Genomic DNA, 14,982 nt, shown 5'->3' on the forward strand with positions numbered 1-14,982 from the left:
GGTGATGATCTGGGCGTGGGCGCCGGAGCCTGCGCGGTGCCGGTGGAAGGGTGGCAGTGCACACAGCACGCCAATCACGCGACATGAAGCAGGAGCTGCTATGCGCCGCGCACTCACCCTCCTTGTGGGAGCCCTCGCCGCCACCGGGGCCCTCGCCGCGACCGCCCACGCCGACAACCGCGGCCCGGGCGTCGCCGGCATCATCGGTGAACCCGTCCGGGCCGCGTCCAACATCGCCGGACTGGAGGTCGGCGGCCTGCCCCTGGGCCTGCTCAACCCCCCGGCGCCGCAGGCCCCGGGCATGACGAGCAACCCGCAGCAGGGCGGTCTGCTCAATCCGAACAACGGGCAGGGCGGGCTGCTCTCCCCGAACAACGCGCAGCAAGGCGGTCTGCTCGCCCCGAAGAACAACAACAACGCGCAGCAGCAGCAGCGCACGCTGCTCTCCCCGACGAATTGACCATCCATGTGATGAACGCCGGGAAACCCTCTCCATAAAATCGGAACAGGTGTCACTCCTCGGCCGGATAAGTACGGGTCAAGCTGAATGCGTGATCGAAATGCCTGATTCGTAGCCTTCCCTCTCCGGCCTCGTTGAGCTTTGTGCGGTCCGATGCGGTGACCGCATTGCCAAGGAGGAGTCACATGATCAAAAAGGTCATCGCCGCTTCGGCTGCCACCGGCGGCCTGCTGCTCGCGGGCGCGGGCACGACCGTCGCGGACACCGGCGCCAAGGGGGGCACCGTCGGCTCGTCCGGGCTGGGGTCCGGCAACCTGCTCCAGGTACCGCTGAACCTCCCGCTCAACGTCTGCGGAAACACGATCGACGTCATCGGGCTGCTCAACCCGGTCTTCGGCAACGACTGCGCCAACGGCGAGTCGGGGAACCTGCGGCACCACCACAAGCCGCAGGCGAAGCACGAGCCGCAGGAGCGCCACCACGCGCCGTCGCACCACCGCGCGGCGACCCCCATCGTCGCCCACAGCCACCACCAGGCCGCCGTGCACCCGCAGTTGGCGGCGACCGGTTCGGAGCGGGTCAACCTCGCGATTCCGGCCGGCGCCAGCGCCGGGCTGATCCTCGGTGGCGTCCTGCTCTACCGCCGGGGCCGCCGGGCCTCCGCCCGCGTCTGACCGCGGGGAGCGCGCGGAGCGGTGGCCGTATCAAGCCGGCGCTCCGTCACGTACGAGTGTCACGTACGAGTGAGTGGGGCCCGGAAAGGCGCCGGGCCCCCTACGCATACGCGGTCGGCTGGCAAATGGGTGACGGCCCATGGGTTCCCGTGACCGGACCGGGGGAATCCCCGTTGGCCCTGGGAGAGAGCAGCGAAGGGGCTCGTGGTCCGTCACCGGGAAATGCTGCTCCCTGTTATCGGGGGCGGTCGCGGGCCTGTGGGGGCCTCCGCCGTGGCCCGAGTCGGGGTGCGCAGGGTGTGAAGCCCCAGGAATTCCACTGCCGGCGCACACAAGACAGCAATACGTAATTCAGATTTCCATGCACAGGCAATGAAGGGCCGAGGGTTCCATGCGCAAGCTTCACCAGGTCGCGCTCGTCTTCGCAGCGGCCGGCGGTCTGTCCGCCATCGGCACCGGCGCCAGCCAGGCCGACCCCGTCGGATACAACGGCTACGCCGGCCCGCCCGTTCCACAGCAGGACCCCCAGGCCGCTTCCTGGAGCGCTTCGCAGGCCACTTCGCACGCTTCCGGTCCCCACCAGTACGCCCCCCAGGGCGCTGCCCCGGACGCCGCCCCGCAGTCGCCCCCGCAGGTGAACCCGCAGTTCAACCCGGACATCACGCCCGATCTCTCCCCGACGATCGGCGGCCTGGCCCAGCAGGCCGGCGGCGGCCCCCACGACCAGAACAACCGCTTCGGCCCGACCCAGGAGTGCAGCCCGCAGACGCTGCTCAACGCCGCCGCGCCGGTCGGCATCCTCGGTGCCGCGCAGGACTGGGGCACCGTCTGCACCCAGCACAACGCCCAGGCCAACGCCTCCTCCGGCGCCGGCTCCGCCGCCCACGCCAGGTAAGGCCGCACCGGGCGGGCCACCTGGGTGGCGCCGCACGCGAGGCCCGCCGCGGGCCCTTCGGGAGCTGCTCCCGAAGGGCCCGTTCGTGTCCGGTACGGCCGGACAGGTGATCTGTCACGGTGTGTCGGCACCGGTCGCGGCCCGCTCGCCACCCGTCCCCGGCCGGTGTCGGCCGACCGGGCCCTGAACTGCGCTGAAGGCGGCCGAAGTTCTGATCACTCGATCGTATAATTCGGCGCGTCGCAGGTCATACCAGAATATTTCGTATTAGCCTCCCGTGACTGTAAGGAGTCGATCCGTTACGGATCGCATCCGATCAACCACCGGAGAAGACATGCGCAAGCTTCACAAGGCCGCCGTCGTGGCCGCCGTCCTCGGCAGCGTCGGCTTCCTGGGCGGCGGCACCGCCCACGCCGACGGCAAAGGCGGGTTCATGATGCACCAGGGCAGCTCGTGTAAATCGCACGACTTGAACGTCGACGTCCTCGGCGAGGTCGGAATCGCGAACGGCCTGCTGGGCAACGCCCTCAACGGTGAGGGCCCGGCGGGCGCTCAGTCCACCAAGATGGGTTCGTCCATGGGCTGCAACAACATGGCGGGCTGAACACCGGAGAGTCACACAGGTACGTAAGGACACGTACGTGGGAACGCGTACGTAGGACCAGGTACGGAAGAACGGAAGAATGGTCCCGGTATCCGGCCGCAAGGCCGGTGCCGGGGCCCTTTTCGGTTTTCGTCGCTCCGTGTCCGCGTCGCGGCCCGGTGCGGAACGGATCGCGCGGAACCGTCCACCCGAGGCGGCAAATGGGTGACGGCGCGAGGGTTCCCGTGACCGGGCCAGGGGAAATCCCGTTGCGCCCTGGGAGAGAACAGCGAATGGGTCTGTGGCCGTCGGCGGGCGGCGCGGTGAGTGCCGTTGCGGGTCTGGAAGCTTCCGGCGTGGTCCGACTCGAGTGCGCGGGGTGTGAAGTCCCAGGAATTCCACTGCCGGCGCACACAAGACAGTAATACGTAATTCAGATTTCCATGCACAGGTAATGAAGGGCCGAGGGTTCCATGCGCAAGCTTCACCAGGCGATGCTCGTCGTCGCAGCGGCCGGCGGTCTGTCTGCCATCGGCGCCGGCGTCAGCCATGCCGACGCTCCCGTCGGGTACGGGTACGGCGCCGCCCCGCCCCCTGCTCCGCAGCAGGCAGCCCCGGCGCCGCAGTACGCGCCTCCGCCGCCCCCGCAGCCGCAGTACGCTCCGCCGCCTCCCCCGCCGCAGCCGCAGTACGCGCCCCCGCCGCCGCCCCCGCAGCCGCAGTACGCACCCCCGCCGCCCCCGCCGGCTCCCGCTCCGCAGCAGGTCGCCCCGCCTCCGGCTCCGGCCCCCGCGCCGCCCGCGCCCGTGCACCACGAAGTCCACCACGCCACCGCATCGGCCTCGTCGGGCGGCGCCGCGGAGGCTTCCTCGCACCCCGCCGCCCAGCACTCCGCTCCGCAGGCCGCCGAGCCGGCTCCCGCCCCGCACTCGTCCGCCCCGCAGGTGATGCCCGAGACGGCCCCGAAGGTGACCCCGCACGTCGCCCCGGAGGTGGTCGCCCCGCAGTCGGTCACCCAGCACCTCCCGCACTCCGGCCCGCAGGTCAACCCGCAGTTCAACCCGTCGCTCGGTCCGACGGTCAACCCGCTGATCAACCCGGGCGTCCCGCAGGTCTCCCCGTTCGGGCTCGGCCGGGCGGCGGTGGCTCCGGTGGGACGGCTCGACATGCCCAGTCTGCCCCGGATCTCCTGACCGCCGAAGGGCCACCGAACGGCCGTCGAAGGCCGGTTGGCGGCCCGTCAGGACTGGCCCCGCCCCTGGGATGAGGCAACACCAGCGGCGGGGCCTCCGCGGGCTTGCCCCCGTGGGCCACCGCCACAGTAAGAAGTCGATCTGCTCCAGATCGCATCCGCTCAATCACCGGAGAAGACATGCGCAAGCTTCACAAGGCCGCCGTCGTGGGTGCCGTCCTCGGCAGCGTCGGAGCCCTCAGCGCCGGTTCCGCCTACGCCCACGGCGAGCCGGGGCACGACATCAAGCAGGGCACCTCGTGCCGCTCGCACGACATGAACATCAGCGTCCTCGGCGCGCTCGGGGCGTTCAACGGCCTGGCGGGCAACGCGCTCAACGGCGAGGGCTCGCCCGGTGCCCAGCCGGCCAACCTGGGCTCCAAGATGAGCTGCGACAACCACGCGTTCTGACCGGCTCTCCGGCCGCCCGGCAGTCGCGCGGGTGGCCGGAGCGACCGAAAAGGGGTCCCGACGCCGAGCCGCAGGCCGGCGTCGGGACCCCTTCGTGTCCGCCCGGGCCGGTCAGCCCATGGCGTTGGGGGCCGCGCCCTGCTGCGGCCCCACGTGGTTGGAACAGCTCGTCGAGGGCCCGATCGCCGTGCTCCCCGTGTTCAGCAGGCCGTCCACCGTCTCCGGCAGAGGCCGCGTCACGGCGCAGTCCTGCGACTGCTGGACGGTGTACTTGCCATGCTCGGAGGCGACGTTGGAGTTCCTCTGAAAGCAGGTGTAGCTGCCCGTGAGGTCGTGGACGCAGTTGGTCGCCGGGGATCCGGCGGACGCCTGGGCGTGGCCGGCGAAGGTGACGACGAGTCCGCCGACGATTCCCGTGACGACTGCGAGGTGCTTCCGAGTGAGCATGTGAACCGCGTTCCTTTGCGATCGATGCCCGGGCGCCACGACCGCGAAGCGGCCTGCGCCCGGGCTCTGAAGAGAGTCGAGTCGGGGTCCCGGTGCCGGGCCGGTGGCTAGGTCACCGGGACCCCTGTTTTCTGTCAGTGGCCTCCGCCGCCACCGCCGCCTTCGTGGCCGCCACCCTCGCCGCCACCGCCGTGGCCGCTGAGCTTGATGCTGTCGTTGCAGCCCATGGACGAGCCGATCGGGGTGGACTGGGCACCCGCCGGGCCTTCGCCGTTGAGCGCGTTGCCCAGCACGCCGTTGAGGATGCCGACCTCACCGAGGACGTCGACGTTCAGGTCGTGCGATCTGCAGGAGCTGCCCTGGCCGATCTTCCAGGACTCCGACGCCTTGTCCTTGCCGCCGCCTTGGTGCCCGCCGTCGGCGGCGAAGGCGGTGCCGCCGGCGAGGAGCCCGATGCTGCCGAGGGCGGCCACCATGACGGCAGCCTTGTGAAGCTTGCGCATTTCTTCTCCGGTGGATTGAGCCGATGCGATCTGTGAGTGATCGACTTCGTACAGTTACGGAAAGCTAATACGAAATGCCTCACAGTTGCTCAACGACGCGCCGGATGTTATGACCGCAGCGCCTCGGCATCACCCCTGGAGTGGCGCCGCTCCCCTGGAAGATCGGGCCCCCGGCAGGCGGGAACGGGGGTGGGCGCCCAGTGGCGAACCACCCGTTCGGCCGTACGGCACGCGACTCGTTCGGCCACGTCGGCCGCGCGGCGGCACGTACCCACGCGAACGGGCCCCTCGGGGAGTCTCCTCCCGAAGGGCCCGTGACGGGTGTTGCGTACGGCCACTCCCGGCGACCTTAGCCGGTGAAGGCGTGGTTGAACTGGCCGCAGGTGGTGCCCCAGGTCTGGGGGACGGCGAGTGCGCCGATCGGGACGTTGGCCTCGGCGAACGTCTGTGGGCTGCACTCCTGGTACGGACGGAAGTTGTCGACCACCTTCGGTCCGCCGCCGCCGTGGGCATAGGCGACGCCGGCACCGGCACCGATGGCGGACAGACCGCCGGCTGCTGCGGCGACGATCGCGACCTGCTGAAGCTTGCGCATGGAACCCTCGGCCCTTCATTACCTGTGCATAGAGGCCTGATTGCCTACTGTGACCGTCCGCACACTAGCAGTAGTCGTCTTGAGGGTTCCACTTCGCTGCGCGCCCTGTGTCGAACCGTACGAAAGGTCTCCGCGGGCCCGCGCCGACGCCCGTCCCTACCACCCCAGAACCCTTATAGGACAAGGCGGTTGGGCAACACCCGGGAACCCGTTCATCGGACTGTCGCCTCAATCGGCCGGCCACCCCGGCCGGTGTCAGAGAGTGACGAGCGGGCGCTTGCCGCGCAGGTCCTCGGACTCGTACCCGCCGGGCCCGTCGGCCAGTTCGAGCGTGAACGTGGTGAAGACCTTCCTGCCGTCCACGATCTTGGGGTCGGCGAGCGTGACCGTCGCCTTCAGCGGCCGGCCGAGGCAGGTGTCCAGGCACCAGGTGCCGGTGACCTCGCCTGTGCCGACCGCCCGTTTCGCGCTCCACTCCCGCCAGTTGGCGTGGTGGAGGGAGGTGAACTCGGACAGCACCAGGTTCGCGGGGTTCCGCTCGGCGCGGCCGCGGTCCGCGTGCTCCTCGCCGTAGTGGTTGATGACGTACGGGGTGCCGGTCGTGCGGGCGGCCGAGCTCCCGCTGTGCGCCGGCGCCGGGTGAACGGGGTGATGTGCGGCGGGCGTTGCTCCGGCCGCCTGTGCGGGGACGGACATGCCGAGGACGGCGGCACCGGCCAGGGCGGCCCCCATGGCCGTCCTCGTGCGACGGGTGTTCGTGGTGGTGCGGATGCGGCTCATGGCTCTCGCTCCGGTACGTCGTGAGGATGGGGTCGGGTCGGGTCGGATCGTGCGGGGCTGTCACGTGATCAGGTCAGCGGTCCACGAATGGCGCTGCCCGCGTGGCGGGTGCCGGGTGTGCCGGGCATGGTGATCAGGACACTGCCCGGCAGGCCCGCGGACAGGGGACCAGGAGGCTCCCGCATGCTTCGGAGAACGTTGCGGATCCCTGCCGCGGGAGTCGCGTACCTGGTGACCGCGGCGGTGTCGTCGTCCGCCGTGGCGGCGGGTCCGGACGATTTCGCGGCGTACGCGGAGTACTTGAATGTAGCGGTGGCCCGCAAGGGCGGTACCGGGACCGGCGCCGGGGCGGCGCTGGCGATCGCGCACCGCGGTGCCTCCCAGGACGCGCCGGAGAACACCCTGGCCGCCGTGGACGCCGCACACCGCCGGGGGTTCGTGTGGGTCGAGAACGATGTGCAGCGCACCAAGGACGGCCGGCTGGTGGTCATCCACGACGCCACGCTGAAGCGGACCACCAACGCCGCGAAGGTGTTCCCCGGACGGGCGCCGTGGCGGGTACGGGACTTCACCGCCGCCGAGATCGCCCGGCTGGACGCCGGGAGCTGGTTCGGCAAGCGGTTCGCGGGGGAGCGGGTGCCGACGCTCACCGACTATCTGCGCCGACTGGACCGTAACGGGCAGCGGCTCCTGCTGGAGATCAAGGCCCCCGGGCGCTATCCGGGGATCGAGGCGGCGGTGGTCCGTGAACTGCGGGCGCGGGGCTGGCTGGACCGCGCCCATGTCCAGGGCCGGCTGGTGGTGCAGAGCTTCTCGGTGTCCTGCGTGAAGACCGTGCACCACCTGGCGCCGCAGTTGCGTACGGGCATCCTGGGAGCGCCTGATGTGGCGGACCTGGCGCGGTATGCGCGGTTCGCCGATCAGATCAACCCCCGGATGTCCGAGGTGAGTTCGCGCTGGCTGGCAGCCGTGCACCGGCTGCGTGGCCCGCACGGGCGACGGCTGGAGGTCTACGTGTGGGACGTGGCGAAGAACGTGAAGGCGCGGTCGGTGCGGGCGTGGGGGGTTGACGGCGTCATCGAGTAGCCGCCCGTGCGGGTGCGACGTACGGGTGCGACGTACGGGTGTGATGCGCGGGTGTGATGCGCGGGTGTGACGGGGAGGGCGTGTGAGGGGGCGCGGAGCGGGAACGGCCGTGGTCGGCGGCGGGCCGTGAAGGAGCTGTGGAGGCCGGATGTCCGGCGGGTGACCGCGGTGGGTGGCGATTTACGGGATTCCCGCCGCGTGGATATGGTGCCCGGGATGTTCCGGAAGGCTCCATTGGCTCTGTTCCGGGAGGCCCCTTGAGCAACGACTTCCCGGTGTACGGCGAACGACGGGTCCCGCTTCCCGCGCCGCGACGAATGCCGCGGCAGCAGACACCGGTCCAGGCACCTGTCCTGTCGGCTCCGGCGGGACCGGCAGCGCCCGGGCCGGTGGCTCCCGGGCCGGCAGTGCCCGGAGCGGAAGCGCCCGGACCCGCGGCTCCCGGGCCGACAGGGCGCGGTGCCACGTCGGCCCACACCCACCGTGCCCGGCGCCGGAGCCACGCCAAGGGCCATGCCAAGGGGCATGCGAAGGGCCGCGGCAGAGGGCGGTCCGGGAGCCACGCCAAGGCCGACGCCCGGGCGAAGCCGCGCGACGCGTTCTTCGACAACGCGAAGTACCTCGCCATCGTGCTGGTGGCGATGGGGCATGCGTGGGAGCCGCTGCGCGAGAGCAGCCGGTCCGCGGCGGCGCTCTATATGACCGTCTACGCCTTCCACATGCCGGCGTTCATCATCATCTCCGGCTTTTTCTCGCGAAGTTTCGATATGCGCAAGGACCGGCTGCAGCGGCTGGTCACCGGAGTCGCGGTTCCGTACATCCTCTTCGAATACGCCTATACGCTCTTCAAGAGATGGGCGGACGGCGACCCGCACTATCCGGTCAGCCTGATGGACCCGTGGTATCTGACGTGGTTCCTGGCCGCGCTCTTCGTCTGGCGGCTGACCACCCCGCTGTGGAAGATGGTGCGCTGGCCGGTGCCGCTCGCGCTGACCGTCGCCGTCCTGGCGTCCGTCTCGCCGGATATCGGCGACGACCTGGACATGCAGCGCATGTTGCAGTTCCTGCCCTTCTTCGTGGTCGGGCTGTCGCTGCGGCCCGAGCACTTCAAGCGCGTACGCCGTAAGCAGGCGCGCGTCCTGGCCGTACCGGTCTTCGCGAGCGCTCTGGTCTTCGCGTACTGGGCGGCGCCACGGATGAACGCCGCGTGGTTCTACCACCGCGACGCCGCACAGGAACTCGCCGCCCCGTGGTGGAGCGGCGCGGTGATGACACTGGCCATGTTCGGCTGCTCGCTGGTGCTGGTGGCCTGCTTCTTCGCGTGGATCCCGGGCCGGACGATGTGGTGCACGGCGCTGGGCGCGGGCACCCTCTACGGCTATCTGCTGCACGGCTTCCTCGCCAAGGGCTCCCGCTTCTGGGACTGGTACGACCTGGCCTGGGTGCACACCCCGTGGGGCATGGTGCTGATCACACTGTTCGCCGGTGCCGTCATCACCCTGCTGTGCACACCGCCGGTTCAGCGGGCGTTCCGGTGGGCGATGGAACCCAAGATGGCCTGGGCCTTCACCAGGGAGCCGGCGGGAGTGGCCCCAGGCCGCAGCTAGGCTCACCACGGAGTCACCCGCACGAAGTGACGGATACAAGTCGCGTACGGGCGACCAGACGACCAGGCAAATAGCCAAACAGGCGCACACGCACACAGGCGCACACGGGGAGGACGCAGCGTGACGAACGGTTCCGAGTGGGGCGGCGAGCAGCTGGACCTGGACGCCTATCTCGCGCGTATCGGCTACGACGGAGACCGCCGGCCGACCCTGGAAACGCTGCGCAGGCTGCACGCCGCGCATTCGGCGGCGTTCGCCTTCGAGAACCTCGACGTCGTGCTGGGCCGCCCGATCCTCCTGGACCTGGAGTCGCTGCAGGCCAAGATGGTCCGGCAGCGCCGCGGCGGCTACTGCTACGAGCAGAATCTCCTCTACGCCGCCGCCCTGGAACGCCTCGGCTTCCGGGTCTCCGGCCTCTGCGCGCGGACCCGTATGGGAGACCACCGTCTGCGCCCCGCCACCCATGCGCTGCTCAGGGTCGACCTGGACGGCGAGGACTGGATCACCGATGTCGGATTCGGGGGCGAGGCGCTGCTCGCACCGCTGCCGCTGCGTGACGGCGTGGAGGCGCGGCAGGGTGCCTGGACCTTCGGCCTGGTGCGCGAGGAGCACCAGGGATTCGGGGAGGGGGACGAGCCCTGGGTACTGCGCACCCGCCACGAGGACGGCTGGTTCGATCTCTATGCCTTCGGGACCGAGCGCCGCTTCCCCGCGGACTACGCCGTCTTCAACCACTACATATCGACCCACCCTCGCTCGCCGTTCACCGGCCGGATCGTGGTGCAGCGCCCGCTTCCCGAGCTCCGCAGCACGCTGGTCGGCCGGGAATTCACCCGCACCCGTCCGGACTGGTCGCGGGAGGTGCGCGAGGTGACCCCGGAGGAGCTCCCGGCCCTGCTGGAAACGGAGTTCGGCCTCACCCTGCCCGCCGCCGACGCCGAGGCGTTGGCGGCGTACCAGGAGGAGTGACCGGGACGCGGACGCCGCGAGGCCCGCCCTCCGTGCGGACGACGGGAGTTTGGCGACAGGGCCTAGCGGACGACCGCGATGCCCTCGATCTCGACCAGCGCCGCCTCATCCCACAGCCGGGTGGTGCCGATCACCGCCATCGCCGGAAAGTCGCCGCCGACCAGCCGCTTCCACACCTGGCCGAGCTCCCGGGCGTGCCGCCGGTAGTCGGCGACATCGACCGCGAAGACGGTGAGCTTGGCGAGGTCGGACGGCCCGGCCCCGGAGGCTGCCGCGACCTCGAGGAGGTTCGTCAGGGCGCGCTCGAACTGCTCGACGATGCCGTCCCCGACGATCCGGCCCGATCCGTCCAGCGCGGTCTGCCCCGCGAGGAAGACCAGGGTGCCGGGGGCGGAACGGACGGCATGACTGAAGCCGGTCGGCGGTGCGAGATGCGGCGGATTGACGCGCTCCAGCCCGCCGTCCGCTCCGCCCCCGTCCGCTCGGCTCCCGGCCGCTCGGCTCTCGTCGCCCCTCGCCGTCTCCTCAGCCGTCCCCTCCGTCGTCCCCATCTCCGCGCTCATCCCCGCCGGCTCCCCTCCGTCGCCAACTCGTACCGCACGCCCAGTGATTGAAGCGCGTCCCGCTCCTCCTCGGGAAGCTGTTCATCGGAGATGACGAGATCGAAGTCGGCCAGCGGTGCGAGTTCGTAGAGCGCCTGGCGGCCGAACTTGGAGTGGTCCACCAGCAGCACCTTGCGCCGGGCCGCGGCCATCAGAGCCCGCTTGACCAGGACGTTCTCCTGCGCCTGGTGGTAGCAGTGGCCGTTGTCGACCGCGGAGGTGGACAGGAACGCGATGTCCGCGCGGAAGCTGCGGGCGATATCGGCCGTGGACATGCCCAGGAAGGCGTTGAATGCCGGGTGGTACTCGCCACCCAGCGCGATCACGCGGATGTCGGGCTCCTCGGCCAGCTCGTTGATGACCTGCAGGGAGTTGGTGATCACGGTGTAGGCGCCGCGCCCGGAGAGCGCGCGGGCCAGCGGCAGCGCCGTACTGGAGTCGTCGATGATCACGGCCTGTCCGGGCTCCGCCAGGGCCAGCGCGGTGGCGCAGATGGCCTCCTTCGCCGTCACCTGCTCATGCCCGCGCCAGCGCGCGTTGGATTCGAAGATGGCGTTGGGCGCGGCGGTGGCGCCCCCACGCACCTTCCGCAGCGTGCCCTGATGCTCCAGGGTGTCCAGATCGCGGTGCACCGTCATCTGGCTGACACCGAGCTCCTGGACCAGCTCCTCGATGGTCACCTGACCCTCGGCCAGCACGCGGTCCGCGATCCGCTTCCGGCGGTCCCTGGGGCTCAGCTTGGTGACCGGCGCATCGGTCGCCACCGGGACGTCCGCGGCCCCTTCGGTGTCGGTCAACGCTGGTCCCTTCCCGGTTCGCTGCTCGGCCGTCCGTCCACCCGCCGTCGGCTCCTACCGGGGAGTTTAGGGCCTTTCCGGCGCCGATCCGGCGGCCCCTCGCCTGCCGCCACTGACCTGCGGCTACTCACCCCGCGGCTCCTGCGGCTGCTCACCCCGCGGCTACTTCGCGTCCGCGTAGCACTCCACCACCGCCGTGGTGAACGGGAAACGTACCGGTGTGTCCCCGAACGCGATCCGGCCCGCCGCGGCGGCCGCCGACGAGATCGCCTCGGACACCGCCGGTGCCTCCTCCGCCGGGCAGTGCACGATGACCTCGTCGTGCTGGAAGAAGACCAGCTCCGCCCGGAGCCCGGCGGTCCACAGCGAACGGCGCAGCGCGGCCAGCATCAGCAACGCCCAGTCGGCGGCGCTGCCCTGCACGACGAAGTTACGGGTGAACCGGCCGCGGGCACGGGCGGCGGCCGCCGAGCCCCCGCCGTACCCTGCCGGCCGCTCCTCCTCCTGCGGCAGGCCCGCCTCGTCGGGCTGTGCCATGGACGAGGGCGGGCAGGTGCGGCCCATCCATGTGCGCACCAGCCGGCCCTCCTCACCGGCCCGGGCCGCCTCGTCCACATACGCCACGGCCGCCGGATAGCGGCGGCGCAGGTCGGCCATGTGCTTGAGGGCGTCACCGGATGTCTGGCCGTAAATGGCCCCGAGCAGACCGAGCTTGGCCTGGTCGCGGTCGCCGCCGAACGCCCGGGCCGCCAGATCCGCGTACAGGTCCTCGCCGCTGCCGGCCACCTCCATCAGACCGCGGTCGCGGGAGACGGCGGCCAGCACCCGCGGCTCCATCTGGTCGGCGTCGGCGACCACCAGCCGCCACCCGGGGTCGGCGCGCACGGCCCGCCGGACCACCTTGGGGATCTGCAGTGCGCCGCCGCCAGTGGCCGTCCAGCGACCGGAGACCGTGCCACCGGGCAGGTACTCGGGGCGGAACCGGCCGTCGTGCACCCACTGCTGGAGCCACGACCAGCCATGGGCGGTGTGGACACGGTAGAGCCGCTTGTACTCCAGCAGCGGTGCCACCGCGGGGTGATCGATCTGCTGGAGCTCCCATTTGCGGGTCGAGGTGAGGGAGACGCCGGCACCGGCGAAGGCCCTGATGATGTCCTGCGGCAGATCGGGGCGCACCCGCGCACCCGGACCGAAGGCCCGGGACACCTCGTCCGCCAGCTCCGCCAGCCGGCGGGTCTCCTGCCCGCCCGGATACCGCTCGCCCAGCAGGCCGTCGAGCAGCGCGCGGTGCACATCCGCCCGCCAGGGCACCCCCGCCCGGCCCATTTCCACGGCCACCAGCATGCCCGCGGACTCGGAGGCCAGCAGCAGCCGCATCCGCTCCGGGTGCTCGGCCCGCTCCGTACGCGCCACCTGGCCGGCGTAGACCTCCAGCAGCGCGGCCAGCTCGTCGGTGCCGGGCGGCAGCGGCACCGGGCCCGGCTCGAAGAGCGACGGCTGGGTCTCGGCCGTACGGGGCGGAGCATCCGCCGGCACCGGCAGATGATGCAGCCGCGCCCAGGCCGCGGCCAGCGAACGCGGCTGGCCCGACTGGCCCTCCTCGTGGCCGATCAGCAGCGCCTCCGCGGCCTCCACGTCGTAACACCGCTCGACCCGCACCCCCGCCGCCAGCAGCCGCCGGTAGACGTCCGCCGTGGAGCGCCAGACCCACCGCTCGGCGTCCGGGCGCGAGCGCACCGCCTCGGCGAGCGAGGCCTCCTCCAGCACCGGCCCCGCCGGCCGTCCGTCCTGGGCGAGCGGGCAGAGACGAGCACCCCCGTCGCCCGTCTCCGCCACCGCCCATCTCATGCCCCGAGTCTTGCACCAGGGTCTGACAATCGCCCTGACCAGCACATACACCGTGCCGGCCGACCCACGCCCACGCCCACGCGCTGCCCGCCCCCCCCAGGCCTTGCGGCCATGCCCTCGGGCGGACGACACGCCCTCCGCACCCCATCCACGCCCTCCGCAGCACACCTACCCCCGACGCACCACCAGCCCGCGCTCGCGACCCGTGCAGCGGGCCAGGTACGCGGCCTCCGCCTCCAGCCCCGCCCTGGGCACCTCGCCGTGCTCCGCGAACAGTGTCACCGCGACCGTCTCCTCGGTGAACTCCCACACACCGGCCACCCGGCCCTGGTGGACCACCACGGGGGAGATCCAGCCCCCGGACCGGCTGACCGCCGTGCGTCGCCCGGGGGCGACCAGCCGGCTGTCGGCCGTGCCGGGTGCCAGGACGTACTGGTCGAAGCCGGGCAGCAGCCGCACCTCCTGTGATGGCTTCGTACGGGCCAGTGCCTCGGCGTCCTCGGTTCGCAGGAACGCCCCTCCCACGCCGTCCACCTCGACCTCCGTCAGCCGGTCGCCGAGCGCCTCGAACCAGCTGCGCAGCACCGCCTTGCGGGTCGCGCCGCGCAGCAACCAGGCGTCGAACGCGGCGGGCGTCGCCGGGCCGTGGGCCGCCAGATAGGCGGAGATCACCGCGGGTGCCGCCTCCTCCGGGGCCGGTATCCCGTGCCATCCGGGCACCCAGGACCGCGGCGAGATGAAGGTCACGTTCTGGCCCCGGGGCGGCCCCTGGCACAGTCGTCCCGTCCAGGCCAGCGGTTTGAGGACGGCGCTCCACCCGGAGGCCAGCTGCTCGCCCAGCCCCTCCAGACCGGCCCGCGCCACCACCTCGGCGGTCAGCTCCTGCCGGGTCAGCACCCGCCCGTCCAGGATGTCGTCGACGGCCTCCCCGAGAGCCGCCATTTGCTGCGGACTCACTCCGAAAGCCCGCTGCCAGGACGGCTTCTCCCAGGTCCGCGCCGCCCCCAGAAGCGCCAGATACGACGCCATGTCCTCGGCCGGCAGCAGATGCAGGGTGCCGCGCATCGCCCAGGTCCGGATGAGGGAGCGGTCCCCGAGCGCCTGCCGCACGGCATCGGCGCGCGGGCTCTTCTGCCGTACCGCGACGGCGAGTTCGGCGGCCGAGGCGACTTGCGCCTGCACGCCGGCCAGCCGCGCGACCAGCGTCACGGCGGAGGCGGTGGTCCGGGGCGCCAGGCTCTGCCGCCGCAGCCGCCAGGACAGGACCTGTGCATGCGTCACCTTCATACCGCCATTGCACACGACGCCACTGACAATCGGCCGTCCCCGGTGGCGCCCCGAGGGGACGAGGTCACCGGCTCACGGGGGGCCGGCCCAGTGGTTCCCGGGCTCACGGGTGCACGGCATCTGAGTGAATGGGCGAAACCGCGCTCACCGAGGCGAGTTGACCAGTGCACTCCGGATATCAGCACTCCGCTCCACGAAGGGTGAGAA

16 protein-coding genes and 1 pseudogene are annotated in these 14,982 nt (G+C 71.4%); 9 read left to right on the forward strand and 8 right to left on the reverse strand.

The window, feature by feature from the left end:
* The first annotated feature begins 100 nt into the window (after positions 1 to 100).
* The 6 genes and pseudogenes from AZE13_RS20020 to AZE13_RS20045 all read left to right on the forward strand — a co-directional run bounded on the left by AZE13_RS20020 (position 101) and on the right by AZE13_RS20045 (position 4,254).
* A complete protein-coding gene (locus tag AZE13_RS20020; protein ID WP_066933537.1) occupies positions 101 to 460 on the forward strand; it encodes a hypothetical protein in 360 nt (119 codons plus the stop codon).
* A gap of 185 nt (positions 461 to 645) precedes the next feature.
* Positions 646 to 873 (forward strand): annotated as a pseudogene (locus AZE13_RS38245) (chaplin); the annotation flags it as partial.
* Between the two features lie 652 nt (positions 874 to 1,525).
* Positions 1,526 to 2,029, forward strand: coding sequence for a hypothetical protein (locus AZE13_RS20030; RefSeq protein WP_066933540.1), 504 nt, complete (start codon positions 1,526 to 1,528; stop codon positions 2,027 to 2,029).
* A gap of 334 nt (positions 2,030 to 2,363) precedes the next feature.
* Positions 2,364 to 2,633, forward strand: a complete 270-nt coding sequence (locus tag AZE13_RS20035) for a hypothetical protein (protein ID WP_066933543.1) — start codon at positions 2,364 to 2,366, stop codon at positions 2,631 to 2,633.
* A 452-nt stretch (positions 2,634 to 3,085) separates the two neighbouring features.
* Complete coding sequence (locus AZE13_RS39065) at positions 3,086 to 3,805, forward strand: hypothetical protein (RefSeq protein ID WP_066933546.1); 720 nt, start codon at positions 3,086 to 3,088, stop codon at positions 3,803 to 3,805.
* Positions 3,806 to 3,984: 179 nt separating this feature from the next.
* Complete coding sequence (locus tag AZE13_RS20045) at positions 3,985 to 4,254, forward strand: hypothetical protein (RefSeq protein ID WP_066933549.1); 270 nt, start codon at positions 3,985 to 3,987, stop codon at positions 4,252 to 4,254.
* 111 nt (positions 4,255 to 4,365) lie between these two features.
* On the opposite strand, the gene AZE13_RS20050 is transcribed toward AZE13_RS20045, so the two are convergent.
* From AZE13_RS20050 to AZE13_RS20065, 4 genes are all read right to left on the reverse strand, one after another.
* Positions 4,366 to 4,701, reverse strand: coding sequence for a hypothetical protein (locus AZE13_RS20050; protein WP_066933552.1), 336 nt, complete (start codon positions 4,699 to 4,701; stop codon positions 4,366 to 4,368).
* Between the two features lie 134 nt (positions 4,702 to 4,835).
* Positions 4,836 to 5,204, reverse strand: coding sequence for a hypothetical protein (locus AZE13_RS20055; protein ID WP_066933555.1), 369 nt, complete (start codon positions 5,202 to 5,204; stop codon positions 4,836 to 4,838).
* 349 nt (positions 5,205 to 5,553) lie between these two features.
* On the reverse strand, positions 5,554 to 5,799 hold the full coding sequence (locus AZE13_RS20060; RefSeq protein ID WP_066933558.1) for a hypothetical protein: 246 nt from the start codon (positions 5,797 to 5,799) through the stop codon (positions 5,554 to 5,556).
* Positions 5,800 to 6,054: 255 nt separating this feature from the next.
* Positions 6,055 to 6,579: a hypothetical protein gene (locus AZE13_RS20065; RefSeq protein WP_066933561.1), complete on the reverse strand. Its 525-nt coding sequence runs from the start codon at positions 6,577 to 6,579 to the stop codon at positions 6,055 to 6,057.
* Between the two features lie 183 nt (positions 6,580 to 6,762).
* Between AZE13_RS20065 and AZE13_RS20070 the strand changes: the two genes are divergently transcribed.
* The 3 genes from AZE13_RS20070 to AZE13_RS20080 all read left to right on the forward strand — a co-directional run bounded on the left by AZE13_RS20070 (position 6,763) and on the right by AZE13_RS20080 (position 10,241).
* Positions 6,763 to 7,665, forward strand: a complete 903-nt coding sequence (locus AZE13_RS20070) for a glycerophosphodiester phosphodiesterase (protein WP_066933564.1) — start codon at positions 6,763 to 6,765, stop codon at positions 7,663 to 7,665.
* A 407-nt stretch (positions 7,666 to 8,072) separates the two neighbouring features.
* Positions 8,073 to 9,272, forward strand: coding sequence for an acyltransferase family protein (locus AZE13_RS20075; protein ID WP_107288383.1), 1,200 nt, complete (start codon positions 8,073 to 8,075; stop codon positions 9,270 to 9,272).
* Between the two features lie 120 nt (positions 9,273 to 9,392).
* Positions 9,393 to 10,241 (forward strand): arylamine N-acetyltransferase family protein, encoded by an 849-nt coding sequence (locus AZE13_RS20080; RefSeq protein ID WP_066933571.1) that lies wholly within the window; start codon positions 9,393 to 9,395, stop codon positions 10,239 to 10,241.
* 62 nt (positions 10,242 to 10,303) lie between these two features.
* Here AZE13_RS20080 and AZE13_RS20085 read toward each other — a convergent pair whose 3' ends face one another.
* The 4 genes from AZE13_RS20085 to AZE13_RS20100 form a co-directional block, all read right to left on the reverse strand.
* Positions 10,304 to 10,696 (reverse strand): RidA family protein, encoded by a 393-nt coding sequence (locus AZE13_RS20085; protein WP_066933971.1) that lies wholly within the window; start codon positions 10,694 to 10,696, stop codon positions 10,304 to 10,306.
* Between the two features lie 104 nt (positions 10,697 to 10,800).
* A complete protein-coding gene (locus AZE13_RS20090; RefSeq protein WP_079124180.1) occupies positions 10,801 to 11,640 on the reverse strand; it encodes a DeoR/GlpR family DNA-binding transcription regulator in 840 nt (279 codons plus the stop codon).
* Between the two features lie 162 nt (positions 11,641 to 11,802).
* Entirely contained in the window at positions 11,803 to 13,488 is a 1,686-nt protein-coding gene (locus AZE13_RS20095) for a bifunctional 3'-5' exonuclease/DNA polymerase (RefSeq protein ID WP_066933574.1), read from the reverse strand.
* A gap of 168 nt (positions 13,489 to 13,656) precedes the next feature.
* Positions 13,657 to 14,775, reverse strand: a complete 1,119-nt coding sequence (locus AZE13_RS20100) for a winged helix DNA-binding domain-containing protein (protein ID WP_066933576.1) — start codon at positions 14,773 to 14,775, stop codon at positions 13,657 to 13,659.
* Positions 14,776 to 14,982 lie beyond the last annotated feature (207 nt).

This window comes from Streptomyces sp. NBRC 110611, assembly GCF_001590865.1.
Classification (GTDB): domain Bacteria; phylum Actinomycetota; class Actinomycetes; order Streptomycetales; family Streptomycetaceae; genus Streptomyces.